Source organism: Streptomyces sp. NPDC104371 (genome assembly GCF_055583785.1).
On the sequence record NZ_JBVJNF010000001.1, the window covers coordinates 1,094,510 to 1,108,594 of the forward strand.

The following is a 14,085-nucleotide window of genomic DNA, read 5'->3' on the forward strand; positions in this document are numbered from 1 at the left end:
CTCAGAGGCTGTGCGGGGTGGTGGGGGCGGTGCCGGTCCAGCCGTCGGCCGGGCGGTCGAACCAGAGGTGCACCTGGCCGGTGCCGATGGAGTTCTCGTACTCCCCGTACTGGCGGGCCTTGGCGACGCACGCCTGCTCGCCGAGGGCCCCGGCCATCATCAGGTAGTGGAAGAACCGCGCCTCGGGCTTGTACTGCCAGAACTCGTCCATCGTGTCGATGACCTTGTCGTGGCGGCCCTCCTTGAACCAGGCGATGCGCTCGTGGTCCGCCTCGCGCGCCTCGGGCGTGAAGATGTGCACCGGGTCGCTGGCCTCGTGGTCGCGCAGCTCGCGCAGCGGCCAGAAGGTGTGCGAGAGGGCACCGGAGGCGATCAGCAGCACCCGGCGGCCGGGGGTGGCGGCGATCCCGTCCGCGAGGGCCCGGCCGAGGCGCAGATGGTCCTCCATGTCGCCGGTCTGACAGACACCGATGGTCACCCATCGCTTGTCCGGCAGGCCCTCGCCGAGGAACTTCCAGAGGTTGATCGTGGCGTAGTAGACCGGCAGGTACGCGTCGTCGATCGCGGTGATCCAGGTGCCGTGCCGGTCGGCGAACGAGGCGATGTTGTGGGCGAGTTCGGGGTCACCGGGGTAGTCGAACGGCATCCGGCACATGCCGCGCGGCAGTTCCTCGGAGGTGAACAGGCCCGCCCGCCGCTCCTGCGCGGTGACGACGAACTCGACGGTGGTCGCCCAGTGCGAGTCCAGCACGACGACGGTGTCGTAGTCGTCGCGCTCGAAGACGTCCTCGCGGAGCCGCTCCAGGCCGGGGACGAGGGTGATCTCCTTGCCCTCGTTCAGCTCCAGCCGGTCGGCCTCGGGCAGCACGACGGTGGGGACGTGGGCGAGCAGACCCGCCCCGACGATCTCACCCATGGTCCTTCCATCCCTTCGGGGCGGTCACGGTGTTCTTGAGGTCGCAGTAGAAGTCGAAGCTCCAGGTGCCGCCTTCGCGGCCGACACCGGAGTGGCGCGAGCCGCCGAAGGGGGCCTGGAGGTCGCGTACGAAGAAGCAGTTGACCCACACCGTGCCCGCGACGAGCTGTGCGGTGACGCGTGCGGCGCGCTCCTGGTCGCCGGTGGCGAGGGTCGCGGCGAGGCCGAAGCGGGTGTCGTTGGCGAGACGGACGGCCTCCTCCTCACTGGTGAAGGTCTGGAGGGTCAGGACCGGGCCGAAGACCTCCTCCTGGACGATCTCGGAGTCCTGGGCGACCTCGGTGAGCAGGGTCGGCGGGTAGTAGAGGCCCTCCTCGCGGTGACCGCCGATGACCGCGCGGGCCCCGGCCGCGACCGCCCGCTGCACGAAGCCGTCGATCTTCTCCAGTTGCCTCGCGTGGATGTTGGGTCCGATGTCGGTGGACTCGTCGCGCGGGTCCCCCTGGCGCAGCAGCGCGGCCTTCTCGGTGAAGCGGCGGGTGAACTCCTCGGCGACCGACTCCTCCACGAGGATGCGGGTGGCGGCGAGACAGACCTGCCCCGCGTTGTCGTACTGCTCCACCGCGAGGTCGACGGCGAGGTCGAGGTCGGCGTCCGCGAACACCAACAGCGGGGACTTGCCGCCGAGTTCGAGGCTGACCGGGGTGAGGTTCGCCGCGGCGGACGCCGCGATGTGCCGGGCCGTGGGCACGGAGCCGGTGAAGCTGATCCGCCGTACGTCCGGGTGGGAGACGAGGGCGCTGCCCACCTCGGCGCCGTAGCCCTGGACGACGTTGAGGACACCGGCGGGAAGCCCGGCCTCGGCGGCGATGTCGGCGAGCAGCGAGGCGGTCAGCGGGGACCACTCGGCGGGCTTGAGGACCACCGTGTTCCCGGCGGCCAGCGCCGGGGCCACCTTCCAAGTGGCCAGCATCAGCGGCGCGTTCCACGGGGTGATGAGCACACAGGGTCCGGCCGGGTCCCAGCTCACGTGGTTGGTGTGACCGCGGGTGTCGAAGTCGTCGTGGCCGAGGCGCAGCAACCAGTCCGCGAAGAAGCGGAAGTTGTGGGCGACGCGGGGCATCACGCCCCGGCGGTGGGAGCGCAGCAGGGCGCCGTTGTCGGTGGTCTCGACGATCGCGAGGTCTTCGAGGCGCTTCTCGACGCCGTCGGCGACGGCGTGCAGGATGCGGGCGCGTTCGGCGGCGGGAGTGGCGGCCCAGCCGGGGAAGGCGGCCTTCGCGGCGGCGACGGCCGCCGCGGCCTCCATGGCGGTGCCTCGGGAGATCTCACCGAGGGTGCTTCCGTCGATCGGCGAGAGGTCGGTGAACGTCCCGGTGGAGGCGACGCGTTCGCCGCCGATCCAGTGCCGGGTGTCGACGGCGACACCGGCGACGGTGAGGGTGTGGTCGGTCATGTCCGGTCTCCAGGTCCTTGTCGCGGCAGGCGTGTCACTCGGCACCGGACGTGCCGGACTCCAGCAGTCGGCCGCCGTCCCATACGACGCCGACCTGGCGGTAGTAGGCGGCGATCGGCTCGTGGATCTCCAGGCGGGCCAGTTCCTCGGTGGGCGCCTCGAACAGCTCCAGTTCGGCCTCGCCGCGCCAGGCCGGTCCGGCCTCGAAGGAGGCGGCGCCGGACTCGACCAGCTCGTCGAGGGCGAGTCCCTTGCCCTTCTCGATGGAGGGCAGCCAGCGGTGGTGCGCCATGGGGTGGCCGTTGACGAACCCGTTCGTCTCGGACGGCTCGCGCAGAGTGACCACGGCCTGGGCCAGGCGCCGGTCCGCGGCGGCGAGGGTGGCGCCGAAGCGGGCGCCCGCCTCGATGCGCGGCGCGGGGCCGTAGGGGTGCGGGCGCGTCTGGTGGATCGAGCCGAGCTTCTTCGGGTAGCCCTGGTGCAGACCGCGGGCGATCGCGAAGTCCTTGTCGACCCAGATGTAGACGCAGCGCGAGTACGTCTGCCCCCGGTAGGAGCAGCGCACGACGGCGAAGGCCTCCTTGTACTGGGCGCGTACGGGGTCGAGCAGTTCCTCCCCGGAGGCGGAGCAGGACTGCCAGTCGGCCCAGACGAGGGCGACGGCACCGGGGTCCTCGTCCGCCAACTCCAGTGGTGCGGGCAGCAGTTCGCGGACACGGGCGGGGTCGGTGCGGTACTCGACGGTCAGCAGGTCGCCGGAGTAGCGCCAGGGGGGCGAGGGGATCAGCGAGGAGGAGCCGGTCGCCGTCTTGGGAGGGAAGTAGCCGCGGACGCTGGTCATGTCGGGATTCCTTGGGCCGTGGGAGCGATCTGCTTAAGGAGCTGGGGGCGGTAGCGGGCGGCGGCGCCCGCCGCGGCCGGGCCGCCGAGGGCGACGACACCGATCAGGCGGCCGTCGCGGTGGTATCCGACGACGACGTCCGTGTCCGGGTCGCCGTCGAGGACCCGTACGTCGTCCTTGCCGAGCGCCGGGGCTCCGAAGGACTGCAACCGGAACTCGTGCTGGTCGCTCCAGAAGGTGGGCAGCGGGGCGAAGGGCGCCAATTCGGCGTCCGTACCGTGGAGATGGGCGACGAGGGACTTGGCGGCGTGGCGGGCCGTGTCGGTGGGGATCGACCAGTGTTCGACCCTGCGCGGCACGCCGTCGTAGCGGGCGTTGGGGAAGCGGGCGAGGTCACCGACCGCCACCGCGCAGGGGAGGCCGCCGATGCGCAGGTGTCCGTCGGTCAGGACTCCGTCGGACAGGTCGAGGCCGTTGCCGTCCAGCCACTCGGTGTTGGCGAGCGAGCCCACCGACTCCACGACCACGTCGGCCGCGAGGACCCTGCCGTCGTCCAGGACGACCTTGGTGACACGGTCCTCGCCCTCGAAGCCGGCGACGCCCGCGCCGAGCGCGAAGCGCACGCCGCGTTCCTCGTGTCGCCGGAGCAGCGCGGTGGCGAGCAGGTCGCCGAGCGGTCCCACCATGGGCAGGGGCTGGGGGTCGACCACGGTGACCTCGGCGGCGCCGAGCGCGACCGCGGTGGCGGCGACCTCGCAGCCGATGAACCCGGCGCCCACCACGACCACGCGGGCGCCCGGCCGGGTCAGTTCGTCCCGCAGGCCCTGCGCGTCGGCGATGGTGCGGACGGTGTGCCGCCCGGTGAGCGGGCCGGGGCAGCGCAGTCGGCGGGGCCGCATGCCGGTGGCGGCGACGAGACCGTCGAACGGCAGCTCGGTGCCGTCGTCCAGGACGACGACGCGGTCCGTGAGGCGGGCGGCGGTGACGGCCGTGCCCAGCCGCCATTCGACGTCGGCGGCGGCTGCCTTCGGGGTGAAGGCCAGGGACGAGAAGGGCGCCTTGCCCGCGAGGACCTCCTTGGACAACGGGGGCCTGTTGTACGGCATATGGGGCTCGTCCCCGATGACGGTGACGGCTCCGGTCCAGCCCGCCGCGCGCAGTTGCTCGGCGGCCCGCAGGCCGCCCAGGGAGGCGCCGGCGACGACGATGCGGGCGCCCATGTCAGCCCTCGATCCGGATGGCCTGGAGCGGACACACGTCGGCGGCTTCCTCGACCTCGTCGCGCAGCGCGTCGTCCGGGTCGGGGACGTAGGCGAGGCGACCGTCGTCGTCCATCCGGAAGACATCGGGGGCCGCGAAGACGCACTGGCCGTGGTCCTGGCACTTGTTCATGTCGACGACGACCTTCATGGCCGGTCCTCCTGGGGGCGTCGGAACGAGGCGGTGGGGTGAGAGGGGGCCCGATCACTGGCGGACCGGGCCCCGTCGCCAAAGGGGTGCGGGGAACCGCACCCTCAACTCGTTTGGCGTCAAACAACATAGGAACGGGAGGGGCGGTGGTCAAGAGCTGTCCAGATGGATAAATTTCTTCGACCACCCCCTTGCGGCGTCGTGAATCCAGTTCCTATCGTTCGGGCTCAAATGAGCAGCCCGGGATCCCCTCCCCCCTCATCCCCGGCTCGCGTCCTTCCGCCCTCGGAGCCCCAGGGCCCGAGGGCGCCCCACCATCCCGCCCAAGGAGACATCGGTGAGCGCCCAGGACACCCCAGACATCCGCCGGCACATGGAGCGGCTCTCCGCCGAGGGCATCGACGTGGTCCGGGTGGTCTTCCCCGACCTCATCGGCACCGACCGTGCCCGCGACGTCCTACTGGACCATCTGCCCTCGGCGTGCGCCCACGGGCTGGCCTTCTGCAAGGCCGTGTACCACACCAGCCCCCAGGGCGACGTGGTCCCGGTCGCCGGAGGGCTCGACGCCGGACTGCCCGACGTCACCGTCCACCCGGACCTCGACACCCTCGTGACCCTGCCCTGGGAGCCGGGCGTCGCCTGGTGCCTGGGCAACGTCACCGACGCGGGGACCGGCCGGGCAGCCGCCGAATCACCCCGCGACCTGCTGCGCGGCGTACTGGCCCGATGTACCGAGCAGGGGCTGCGCCCGGTGGTCGGCCCCGAGCTGGAGTACTTCCTGCTGGAGCCCGCCCCCGGCACGGCCACCGGCTGGCGCCGCTCCCCGGAGGCCACCGGCACCGTCTACACCGCCGGGCTGCGCGCCGACCCCGGCAACCATCTGCTGCGCACGCTGCGGCAGTTGCGCGACGCCGACCTCGGAGTCGTCACCGGGAACCACGAGTTCGACGGCGGCCAGTACGAGATCAACCTGACCCACTCCGCGGCCCTCGACGCCGCCGACCGCGCCTTCCGCTTCAAGGCCGCCGTCAAGGAACTGGCCCGCAAGGAAGGGAACGTGGCGACCTTCATGGCCAAGCCCTTCGGGGACTCGGGCGGTTCCGGCTTCCATCTCCATCTGTCCTGCGAGACCACCGACGCGACGGAGAGCCGCAACGCCTTCGACGACCCCGCCGGGGCGTACGGCCTGTCCGCCACCGCGCGCCACGCCGTGGCGGGCATCCTCGCCCACGCCCCCGCGCTCGCGGCGCTGGCCAATCCGACGGTCAACTCCTACAAGCGGTTCGGGCCCGACACCCTCGCGCCCTGGCTGATCGACTGGGGGCTGGACAACCGCAGCGCCATGGTCCGCATCCCTCCGGAGCGCGGCTCGGGCGCCCGTCTCGAACTGCGCCTCGGCGACGCGGGCGCCAACCCGTATCTGCTCATCGCGGGCACCCTCGCCGCCGCACTGCTCGGCGTCCGGGCGGGCGAGGAGCCCCCGGCCCCGCTGGAGGGCTACGGCTACGACACCGCCCGCGCGGCCCTGCTGCCGAAGGATCTGCCCGCCGCGCTCGACGCGCTGGAGGCGGACACGGCCCTGTCCGAGGTGCTCGGCAAGGAGTTCACCGCCTCCTTCCTCGCCTACAAGCGCAACGAGGTCGAGCGCTTCGAACGGCACATCACCGACTGGGAGTTCACGGAGTACGCCCAGCACCTGTGACGGCCCCGCCGCCACCGTCCCACCTCTTCCTCCCGCCCGCCCCGTCGTCCCGTCGCCCAGGAGGCGCACCACCATGACGAGTCCCACGGTCCCCGCCCACCCCACCACCGGCGCCGAACTGCGCGCCGCCCTCGCCGAGCCGCTCCCGCTCGACCAGGTCGACCTCGCGAACCTCGACAACTTCGCCGACGGGGTCACCCCGTGGCGGATGTTCCACACCCTGCGCCACGAGGAGCCGGTGCACTGGCAGCCCGAGGAGGCGCCCAACTCCGGCTTCTGGTCGATCACTCACCACGCCGACATCGCCCGGGTCGACCGCGACGCGGAGACGTTCACCTCCACGAAGTTCGTCAACCTCGAAGAGGTCGACGACGACCAGATCAAGAAGCGCGCCTCCATCCTGGAGATGGACGGTGTCCGCCACCGCGCCCTGCGCAGCGTGATCCAGCGGCAGTTCGGCGCCAACGTCATCAGCAGCTACGGCGACTTCCTGCGCGGCCTGACCGCACGGACGCTCGACGCGGCCCTGGCCAAGGGCACCTTCGACTTCGTCAAGGAGGTGTCCGCCGACTTCCCCATCAACGTCCTCGCCCGCCTCCTCGACGTACCGCCGGAGGACAACCAGCAGCTCATCGACTGGGGCAACCGGATCATCGGCAACACCGACCCGGACTACGCGGACGTCCTGCTGAACACCGAGGAGAGCGAGAAGTACCGCGATCTGCCCTTCCGCTCCCCCGCCTCGATCGAGGTCTTCGAGTACGGCCGCGCACTCGCCCGGGAGCGCCGCGGCGGTGACGGCACCGACCTCGTCTCGCAGCTCGTCAACGCGACGCCCCGCGACGGAGTCCCGCTGTCCGCGCAGGACTTCGACAACTACTTCCTGCTGCTGGTGGTCGCGGGCAACGAGACCACCCGCCACACCATCTCGCACTCCCTGCTGGCGCTGCTCCAGCACCCGGAGCAGTTGGCCCGCCTCAAGGACGACCCCTCGCTCATCCCGGGCGCGGTGGAGGAGTTCCTGCGCTGGGCCTCGCCCCTCTACCACTTCCGGCGCACCGCGACCCGCGAGGTGGAGCTGGGCGGCAAGCGGATCAAGGAAGGCGACAAGGTCGTGATGTGGTTCGCCTCCGGCAACCGCGACGAGAAGGTCTTCGGCAACCCGTACGACTTCGATGTCACCCGGCAGAACAACGACCATGTCACCTTCGGCAAGGGCAGCCCGCATCTGTGTCTGGGCAATCTGCTGGCCCGTACCGAGATCCGCATCATGTTCGAGGAGCTGATCCCGCGCATCGCGGACATCCGGCTGGCCGGTGACATCCCCCGCGTCCGCTCCAACTTCGTCAACGGCATCAAGAAGCTGCCGGTCGAGGTCACCCTGGCCTGACGGCACCCGCCGACGGCAAAGGGCCCCGGCTCACCCGTTCCGGGGTGAGCCGGGGCCCGGCGCCGTGGTGCGACCAGCGCTAGCGCGAAGCGCGCGCGTGGCTGGTCGCCGTACGGCGCGACACATGGGTGCAGGTGATCGCGGCCGTGAGGAACAGCCCCACCACCACGGCCGGAGCGGCGACGGCCAGCACCCAGTGCAGGCTGTCCTCGGGACCCGCGGCCAGGGTCATGACCGCGGTGAGCGCGGCCATGGCCAGCCCGCAGGCGACCACGACGACGAAGATGCCCCGAGAGTGGTCCACCCGGTCCCGGACCGTGCCGGCGCGCAACTCCGCCCACTGACGGGCGGTTTCGCGCGTCTCACGTCGGCGCTGCACGATCGCCCGCGCCCGGACGCCGCCGGTGACGGCAGCGCCCAGGAGGGCGGCGGCGCAGGGGAGCCACCAGGCTCGGGTCACGAGCAGCAGTGCGGCGACGACGGCGAGCGTGGTCCAGCCGCTCACGGTGGCCGCCGCGGCGGTGCGGCGGGAGACGGTGCGGTCGGCACCGGCACGCAGGTCGGCCAGCGCCGGCAGGTACCAGACACAGCCGGCGGCGGTCACCAGCGCGGCCCCGAGGGCGAGCACGGTCCGGGACACGGGTCAGCTCGCCTTCTCGAGTGCGGCGATCTCGGGGTGGTGCAGGTCGAACGCCGGGGACTCGGACCGGATCTGCGGCAGCGAGGCGAAGTTGTGCCGCGGCGGCGGGCAGGAGGTGGCCCACTCCAGCGAACGGCCGTAGCCCCACGGGTCGTCGACCTCGACCTTCTTGCCGTACTTGGCCGTCTTCCACACGTTGTAGAAGAAGGGCAGCACCGACAGACCGAGCAGGAACGAGCCGATGGTGGACAGGGTGTTGAGGGTGGTGAAGCCGTCCGCGGCCAGGTAGTCCGCGTACCGGCGCGGCATGCCCTCCACGCCCAGCCAGTGCTGCACCAGGAACGTGAGGTGGAAGCCGGCCGTCAGCGTCCAGAAGGTGATCTTCCCGAGCCGCTCGTCGAGCATCTTGCCGGTGAACTTCGGCCACCAGAAGTGGAATCCGGCGAACATCGCGTACACGACCGTACCGAAGAGCGTGTAGTGGAAGTGCGCGACGACGAAGTACGTGTCGGAGACGTGGAAGTCCAGCGGCGGCGAGGCCAGCATGACACCGGTCAGACCACCGAAGACGAAGGTGACGAGGAAGCCCATCGTCCAGAGCATCGGTGTCTCGAAGGACAGACTGCCCTTCCACATGGTGCCGATCCAGTTGAAGAACTTCACACCTGTCGGTACCGCGATCAGGAAGGTCATGAAGGAGAAGAACGGCAGCAGCACACCGCCCGTGACGTACATGTGGTGCGCCCACACGGTCACCGACAGACCGGCGATGGCGATGGTCGCCCCGACCAGGCCCATGTAGCCGAACATCGGCTTACGGCTGAAGACCGGGATGACTTCGGAGACGATGCCGAAGAACGGCAGCGCCAGGATGTAGACCTCTGGATGGCCGAAGAACCAGAAGAGGTGCTGCCACAGCAGCGCTCCGCCGTTGGCCGCGTCGAAGATGTGGCCGCCGAACTTGCGGTCGCACTCGAGCGCGAAGAGCGCCGCGGCGAGGACCGGGAACGTCATGAGGACGAGCAGGGAGGTCAGCAGCACGTTCCACACGAAGATCGGCATGCGGAACATGGTCATGCCGGGGGCGCGCATGCAGACGATCGTGGTGATGAAGTTGACCGCACCGAAGATCGAGCCGAAGCCGGAGAGCGCCACACCCATGATCCACAGGTCGGCGCCGAGGCCGGGCGAGTGGACGCTGTCGGACAGCGGGGCGTAGAGGAACCAGCCGAAGTCGGCGGCCCCGTCCGGGGTCAGGAAGCCGAGGGCCGCGATCGTCGAACCGAACAGGAAGAACCAGTAGGCCAGCATGTTCAGTCGCGGGAAGGCGACGTCGGGGGCGCCGATCTGCAGCGGCATGATCCAGTTCGCGAAGCCGGTGAACAGCGGCATCGCGAACAGCAGCAGCATGATCGAACCATGCATCGTGAAGGCCTGGTTGAACTGCTCGGTCGACATGAGCTGCATGCCCGGCCGGGCCAGTTCGGCACGCATCAGCAAGGCGAGCAGGCCACCGACGATGAAGAAGATCAGCGCGCTGACCAGATACATCGTGCCGATCTTCTTGTGGTCAGTGGTCGTCAGCCACTCCACCCACGCCGGCCGCCGCGAAACATCCTCCACCTGTCCGGACGATCCGTCCGTCACGGAGACCTCGGTGCGCGTCGGCGCGGTCCCCACTTGTTCTATCTGTGCCTCGTCCACCGGACGGCATCCTCCCTGGGCGTGTGCGTGACGGGCCGGGAAGCGACCTGGGTGCGAGAGACGACCACGGCCACGACCCTTCCCGGCCGCGCATCATGATCGGCGCCTGGGTACCTGGTCCGGATAGGGCCGAAGGGCCCCCGCAAGGTCCCGGTCGAAGGGCCCAACGTCCCGAGCCCGCCCCCGGATCGGAGCAAGACGGACATACATGGACCTCGACACCGGGACCGGCAGATGGCGGAAGGGGTGGTAGCGGCGGTGAAGCGGGAGGTCAGAGCAGCGTCTGCCAGTAGGACCAGAAGCGCGTGGCGATCAGCATCACGATGGTCAGACACCAGGTGACCGGCACCACCCAGTGGAACTCCTGCACCCCGGCGACCAGCGCCCTCGGGGCCCGGATGATGCCGTGCCGGAGGTTGTGCACGGTGGTGTACCAGAAGAAGACGATGGTGGCGACCCACGCCAGGCAGCACCACAGGCACAACGAGCCGATCTCGTACAGCGCCTGGCTCATCAGCCACATGCAGAAGCCCACCCCGAGCAGCCCGCCCGCGTTGAGCCCGAGCCAGAACCAGCCCCGGTAGCGGGCCCCGGCCAGCAGCGCCGCGCCGGCCGCGACCACGACCGCGTAGGCACCGAGCCCGATCAGCGGGTTGGGGAAGCCGAACACGGACGCCTGGTCACTGGTCATCACGTTCGAACAGGACACCACCGGGCTCAGGTTGCAGGCCGGGACGAAGTTCGGGTTCCGCAGCAGTTCGATCTTGTCGATGGTGATCACGAACGAGGAGAGAACCCCGAGCGCCCCGGTGATGATCAGCATCCAGGCGAAGGCACGGGACGCCCCGGTCGTGCCCTCCTGCGTGATCTCCCCTCGCCCTCCGTCGTCCGGGGCCGTGGTGGTGAGCTGGTGCACGGTGGCAGTGCTGCTGGTCATCGGGGTCGGTCCGCCTCGCTCGTGCTCGGTGCGGGCCGGTGGCCCGCGCGGGTCGATGGGTGGGTGTGCCCGTGCGGTCGGCGGTCGCCGCGTCCGGCTCCGTGCAGGCTCCCTCGTACGACGCCGTCCAGTCCGCCCGCGCACCACAAGTCCCGCCGCACCGCGGGCAAGCGGGACGACGGGACCGCGGGACCAGTGAAGTCAGTGGGTGTGACGGGCAACAGGGGCCGAACGGCCCTGGGACCCCGGGACCTGCTGTCCTTACCCGACGGTCTCCGGTTCGGCCTCCGGCGGTACGCCCGCCTTCTCGAACTGGGTGCGGTACAACTGCGCGTATCGCCCGCCCGCCGCGAGGAGTTCATGGTGCGTGCCCCGCTCCACGATCCGGCCCGACTCGACCACGAGGATCACGTCGGCGGCGCGCACGGTGGACAGCCGGTGGGCGATGACGACGGCGGTACGGCCCGAGAGCGCCTCCGTGAGGGCCTCTTGGACCGCCGCCTCCGAGGTGTTGTCCAGATGGGCGGTGGCCTCGTCCAGGATGACGACGCGCTGACGGGCCAGCAGCAGCCGGGCGATGGTCATGCGCTGGCGTTCGCCGCCGGACAGCCGGTAGCCGCGCTCGCCGACGACGGTGTCGAGTCCGTCGGGCAGGGACCGTACGAGATCGTCGAGCCGGGAGCGGCCCAGCGCGTCCCACAGGTCGTCCTCGGCGGCGTCCGGGCGGGCCAGCAGCAGGTTGGCCCGTACGGTGTCGTGGAACAGATGGCCGTCCTGCGTGACCATGCCGAGGGTCTCGCGCAGCGAGGTGGCGCTCAGGTCACGTACGTCGACGCCGCCGACGCGGACGGCGCCCTCGTCCACGTCGTAGAGCCGGGGCAGCAGTCCGGCGATGGTGGACTTCCCGGCGCCGGAGGAGCCCACGAGCGCGACGGTCTGCCCGGGTTCGGCGCGGAAGGAGATGCCGCGCAGGATCTCGGTGCCGCCGCGCGTGTCCAGGGCGGCCACCTCTTCCAGCGAGGCCAGGGAGACCTTGTCGGCGGACGGGTAGCCGAAGCGGACCCGGTCGAACTCCACCGCCACCGGGCCGTCGGGGACCCGCCGCGGCTCCGCCTTCTCCCGGACCAGCGGTTCGAGGTCGAGGACTTCGAAGACCCGCTCGAAGCTGACGAGGGCGCTCATCACCTCGACGCGTGCGCCCGCGAGGGAGGTGAGCGGCGCGTAGAGGCGGGTGAGCAGCAGGGCCAGCGAGACGACCGCGCCCGGCTCCAGGGTGCCGCCGAGGGCGAACCAGCCGCCGAGGCCGTAGACCAGGGCGAGCGCGAGGGCGGAGACCAGGGTGAGCGCGGTGATGAACGCGGACTGCGCCATCGCCGTCCGTACCCCGATGTCGCGCACCCGCCGGGCGCGCGCGGCGAACTCGGCGGACTCGTCCTCCGGCCGCCCGAAGAGCTTGACGAGGGTGGCGCCGGGCGCGGAGAAGCGCTCGGTCATCCGGTTGCCCATGGCGGCGTTGAGGTCGGCGGCCTCGCGTTGCAGGCGCGCCATCCGCCCGCCCATGCGCCGCGCGGGCAGGACGAAGACCGGCAGCAGGACCAGGGCGAGCAGGGTGATCTGCCAGGACAGGGTGAGCATCACGACGAGCGTGAGCAGCAGCGTGACGATGTTGCCGACGACGCCGGACAGGGTGTTGCTGAAGGCGCGCTGGGCGCCGATGACGTCGTTGTTGAGACGGCTGACCAGCGCTCCCGTACGGGTCCGGGTGAAGAACGCGACCGGCATGCGCTGCACATGGTCGAACACGGCGGTGCGCAGGTCGAGGATGAGGCCTTCGCCGAGCGTGGCCGACAGCCTGCGGCCGAGGAGGCCGAGTGCCGCCTCGGCGAGCGCGATGACGGCGATGAGCAGGGACAGCCGTACGACCGTGCCCCGGTCGCCGTGCGAGACGATCACGTCCACGACGCGGCCGGCCAGGACGGGGGTCGCGACGGCGAGCAGCGCGGTCACCACACTGAGCACGACGAACCGCGCGATACGGCGGCGGTGCGGGCGCGCGAAGGCGCCGATGCGGCGCAGGGTGGCGCGGGCGAAGGGTCTGCGCTCCTGCCGTGCGGTCATGACGCTGTGCAGTTGCTGCCAGGCGGTGGCTTCCATACTCATGGGACAAACGCTAGAACCCCAAGCAATGTCGAGGTCAAGGAACCGAGTGAAAGGGGCGGCCTGATGCCGGTCCGGATCGAGCGCCAGGGGCATGTCGCCACCGTCGTCCTCTCCAGGCCCGAGGCCCGCAACGCGGTGGACGGGCCGACCGCCGCCGCGCTCGCCGACGCCTTCCGGGAGGTCGAGGCGGACGCGTCGGCGCGGGTGGCCGTGGTGTGGGGCGAGGGCGGGACGTTCTGCGCGGGCGCCGATCTGAAGGCGGTGGGCACCGAGCGCGGCAACCGCGTGGCCGAGGACGGCGACGGCCCGATGGGGCCGACCCGTATGCGGCTGTCCAAGCCGGTGATCGCGGCGGTCGCGGGGCACGCGGTGGCGGGCGGGCTCGAACTGGCGCTGTGGTGCGATCTGCGCGTCGCCGAGGAGGACGCGGTGTTCGGGGTCTTCTGCCGCCGCTGGGGCGTGCCGCTCATCGACGGCGGGACGGTACGGCTGCCGCGGCTGATCGGCACCGGTCGCGCGCTGGACATGATCCTCACCGGCCGTCCCGTACCGGCCCGTGAGGCGTACGAGATGGGGCTCGCCAATCGCGTCGTGCCGACGGGGCGCGCCCGCGCGGAGGCCGAGGAGCTGGCCGCCGCCCTCGCCCGCTTCCCGCAGGACTGCCTGCGCGGCGACCGCGCCTCGGTCCTCGACCAGGAGGGGCTGACGGAGGCCGAGGCGCTGCGGGGCGAGCTGCGTCACGGCATGAAGGTGCTGGCCAAGGGCCTGCCGGGCGCGGCCCGCTTCACGGCGGGGGCCGGGCGGCACGGGTCGTTCGACGAGCACTGACCGCGCGCCGGGCGGGCAGGCGACCGGTACCGAGCGGAACCGCTGTCGAGTCAGGGGCGATCACGAGATATCTTGATGTCGAGCAATGTTGCAGACGTGGA

The 14,085-nt window shown here is 71.1% G+C and carries 12 protein-coding genes; 3 read left to right on the forward strand and 9 right to left on the reverse strand.

Annotated features, from left to right (window positions below; translation table 11 throughout):
* Position 1: 1 nt before the first annotated feature.
* The 5 genes from ACZ60T_RS04890 to ACZ60T_RS04910 are packed head-to-tail and all read right to left on the reverse strand — an operon-like array spanning position 2 to position 4,623.
* Positions 2-916 carry a 3,4-dihydroxyphenylacetate 2,3-dioxygenase gene (locus ACZ60T_RS04890; protein WP_365629413.1) on the reverse strand — a complete coding sequence of 305 codons (915 nt, stop codon included), beginning with the start codon at positions 914-916 and terminating at the stop codon, positions 2-4.
* Positions 909-2,372, reverse strand: coding sequence for an aldehyde dehydrogenase (locus ACZ60T_RS04895; RefSeq protein ID WP_469664444.1), 1,464 nt, complete (start codon positions 2,370-2,372; stop codon positions 909-911). Before ACZ60T_RS04895 ends, ACZ60T_RS04890 begins: the two co-directional genes overlap by 8 nt.
* 34 nt (positions 2,373-2,406) lie before the next feature.
* Positions 2,407-3,213, reverse strand: a complete 807-nt coding sequence (locus ACZ60T_RS04900; protein WP_469664446.1) for an acetoacetate decarboxylase family protein — start codon at positions 3,211-3,213, stop codon at positions 2,407-2,409.
* A complete protein-coding gene (locus tag ACZ60T_RS04905; RefSeq protein ID WP_469664448.1) occupies positions 3,210-4,433 on the reverse strand; it encodes an NAD(P)/FAD-dependent oxidoreductase in 1,224 nt (407 codons plus the stop codon). The genes ACZ60T_RS04900 and ACZ60T_RS04905 overlap by 4 nt, the downstream gene beginning before the upstream one ends.
* A gap of 1 nt (position 4,434) precedes the next feature.
* Positions 4,435-4,623 carry a ferredoxin gene (locus ACZ60T_RS04910; protein ID WP_365629425.1) on the reverse strand — a complete coding sequence of 63 codons (189 nt, stop codon included), beginning with the start codon at positions 4,621-4,623 and terminating at the stop codon, positions 4,435-4,437.
* Between the two features lie 337 nt (positions 4,624-4,960).
* Between ACZ60T_RS04910 and ACZ60T_RS04915 the strand changes: the two genes are divergently transcribed.
* Both ACZ60T_RS04915 and ACZ60T_RS04920 read left to right on the forward strand, forming a co-directional pair.
* Positions 4,961-6,325: a glutamine synthetase family protein gene (locus ACZ60T_RS04915; protein WP_469664451.1), complete on the forward strand. Its 1,365-nt coding sequence runs from the start codon at positions 4,961-4,963 to the stop codon at positions 6,323-6,325.
* Positions 6,326-6,398: 73 nt separating this feature from the next.
* Positions 6,399-7,715, forward strand: a complete 1,317-nt coding sequence (locus tag ACZ60T_RS04920; protein WP_365629430.1) for a cytochrome P450 — start codon at positions 6,399-6,401, stop codon at positions 7,713-7,715.
* A 79-nt stretch (positions 7,716-7,794) separates the two neighbouring features.
* On the opposite strand, the gene ACZ60T_RS04925 is transcribed toward ACZ60T_RS04920, so the two are convergent.
* The 4 genes from ACZ60T_RS04925 to ACZ60T_RS04940 form a co-directional block, all read right to left on the reverse strand.
* Positions 7,795-8,355, reverse strand: a complete 561-nt coding sequence (locus ACZ60T_RS04925; RefSeq protein WP_469664453.1) for a hypothetical protein — start codon at positions 8,353-8,355, stop codon at positions 7,795-7,797.
* A 3-nt stretch (positions 8,356-8,358) separates the two neighbouring features.
* On the reverse strand, positions 8,359-10,002 hold the full coding sequence (gene ctaD, locus ACZ60T_RS04930) for an aa3-type cytochrome oxidase subunit I (protein WP_469664765.1): 1,644 nt from the start codon (positions 10,000-10,002) through the stop codon (positions 8,359-8,361).
* A 328-nt stretch (positions 10,003-10,330) separates the two neighbouring features.
* The gene (locus ACZ60T_RS04935; protein WP_365629436.1) at positions 10,331-10,996 is read right to left on the reverse strand and encodes a vitamin K epoxide reductase family protein; all 666 of its coding nucleotides are present in this window, start codon (positions 10,994-10,996) and stop codon (positions 10,331-10,333) included.
* Positions 10,997-11,257: 261 nt separating this feature from the next.
* Positions 11,258-13,150 (reverse strand): ABC transporter ATP-binding protein, encoded by a 1,893-nt coding sequence (locus ACZ60T_RS04940; RefSeq protein ID WP_469664767.1) that lies wholly within the window; start codon positions 13,148-13,150, stop codon positions 11,258-11,260.
* Positions 13,151-13,219: 69 nt separating this feature from the next.
* On the opposite strand from ACZ60T_RS04940, the gene ACZ60T_RS04945 reads away from it, so the two are divergent.
* Positions 13,220-13,984, forward strand: a complete 765-nt coding sequence (locus ACZ60T_RS04945) for a crotonase/enoyl-CoA hydratase family protein (protein WP_469664455.1) — start codon at positions 13,220-13,222, stop codon at positions 13,982-13,984.
* The last annotated feature ends 101 nt before the right edge of the window (positions 13,985-14,085 follow it).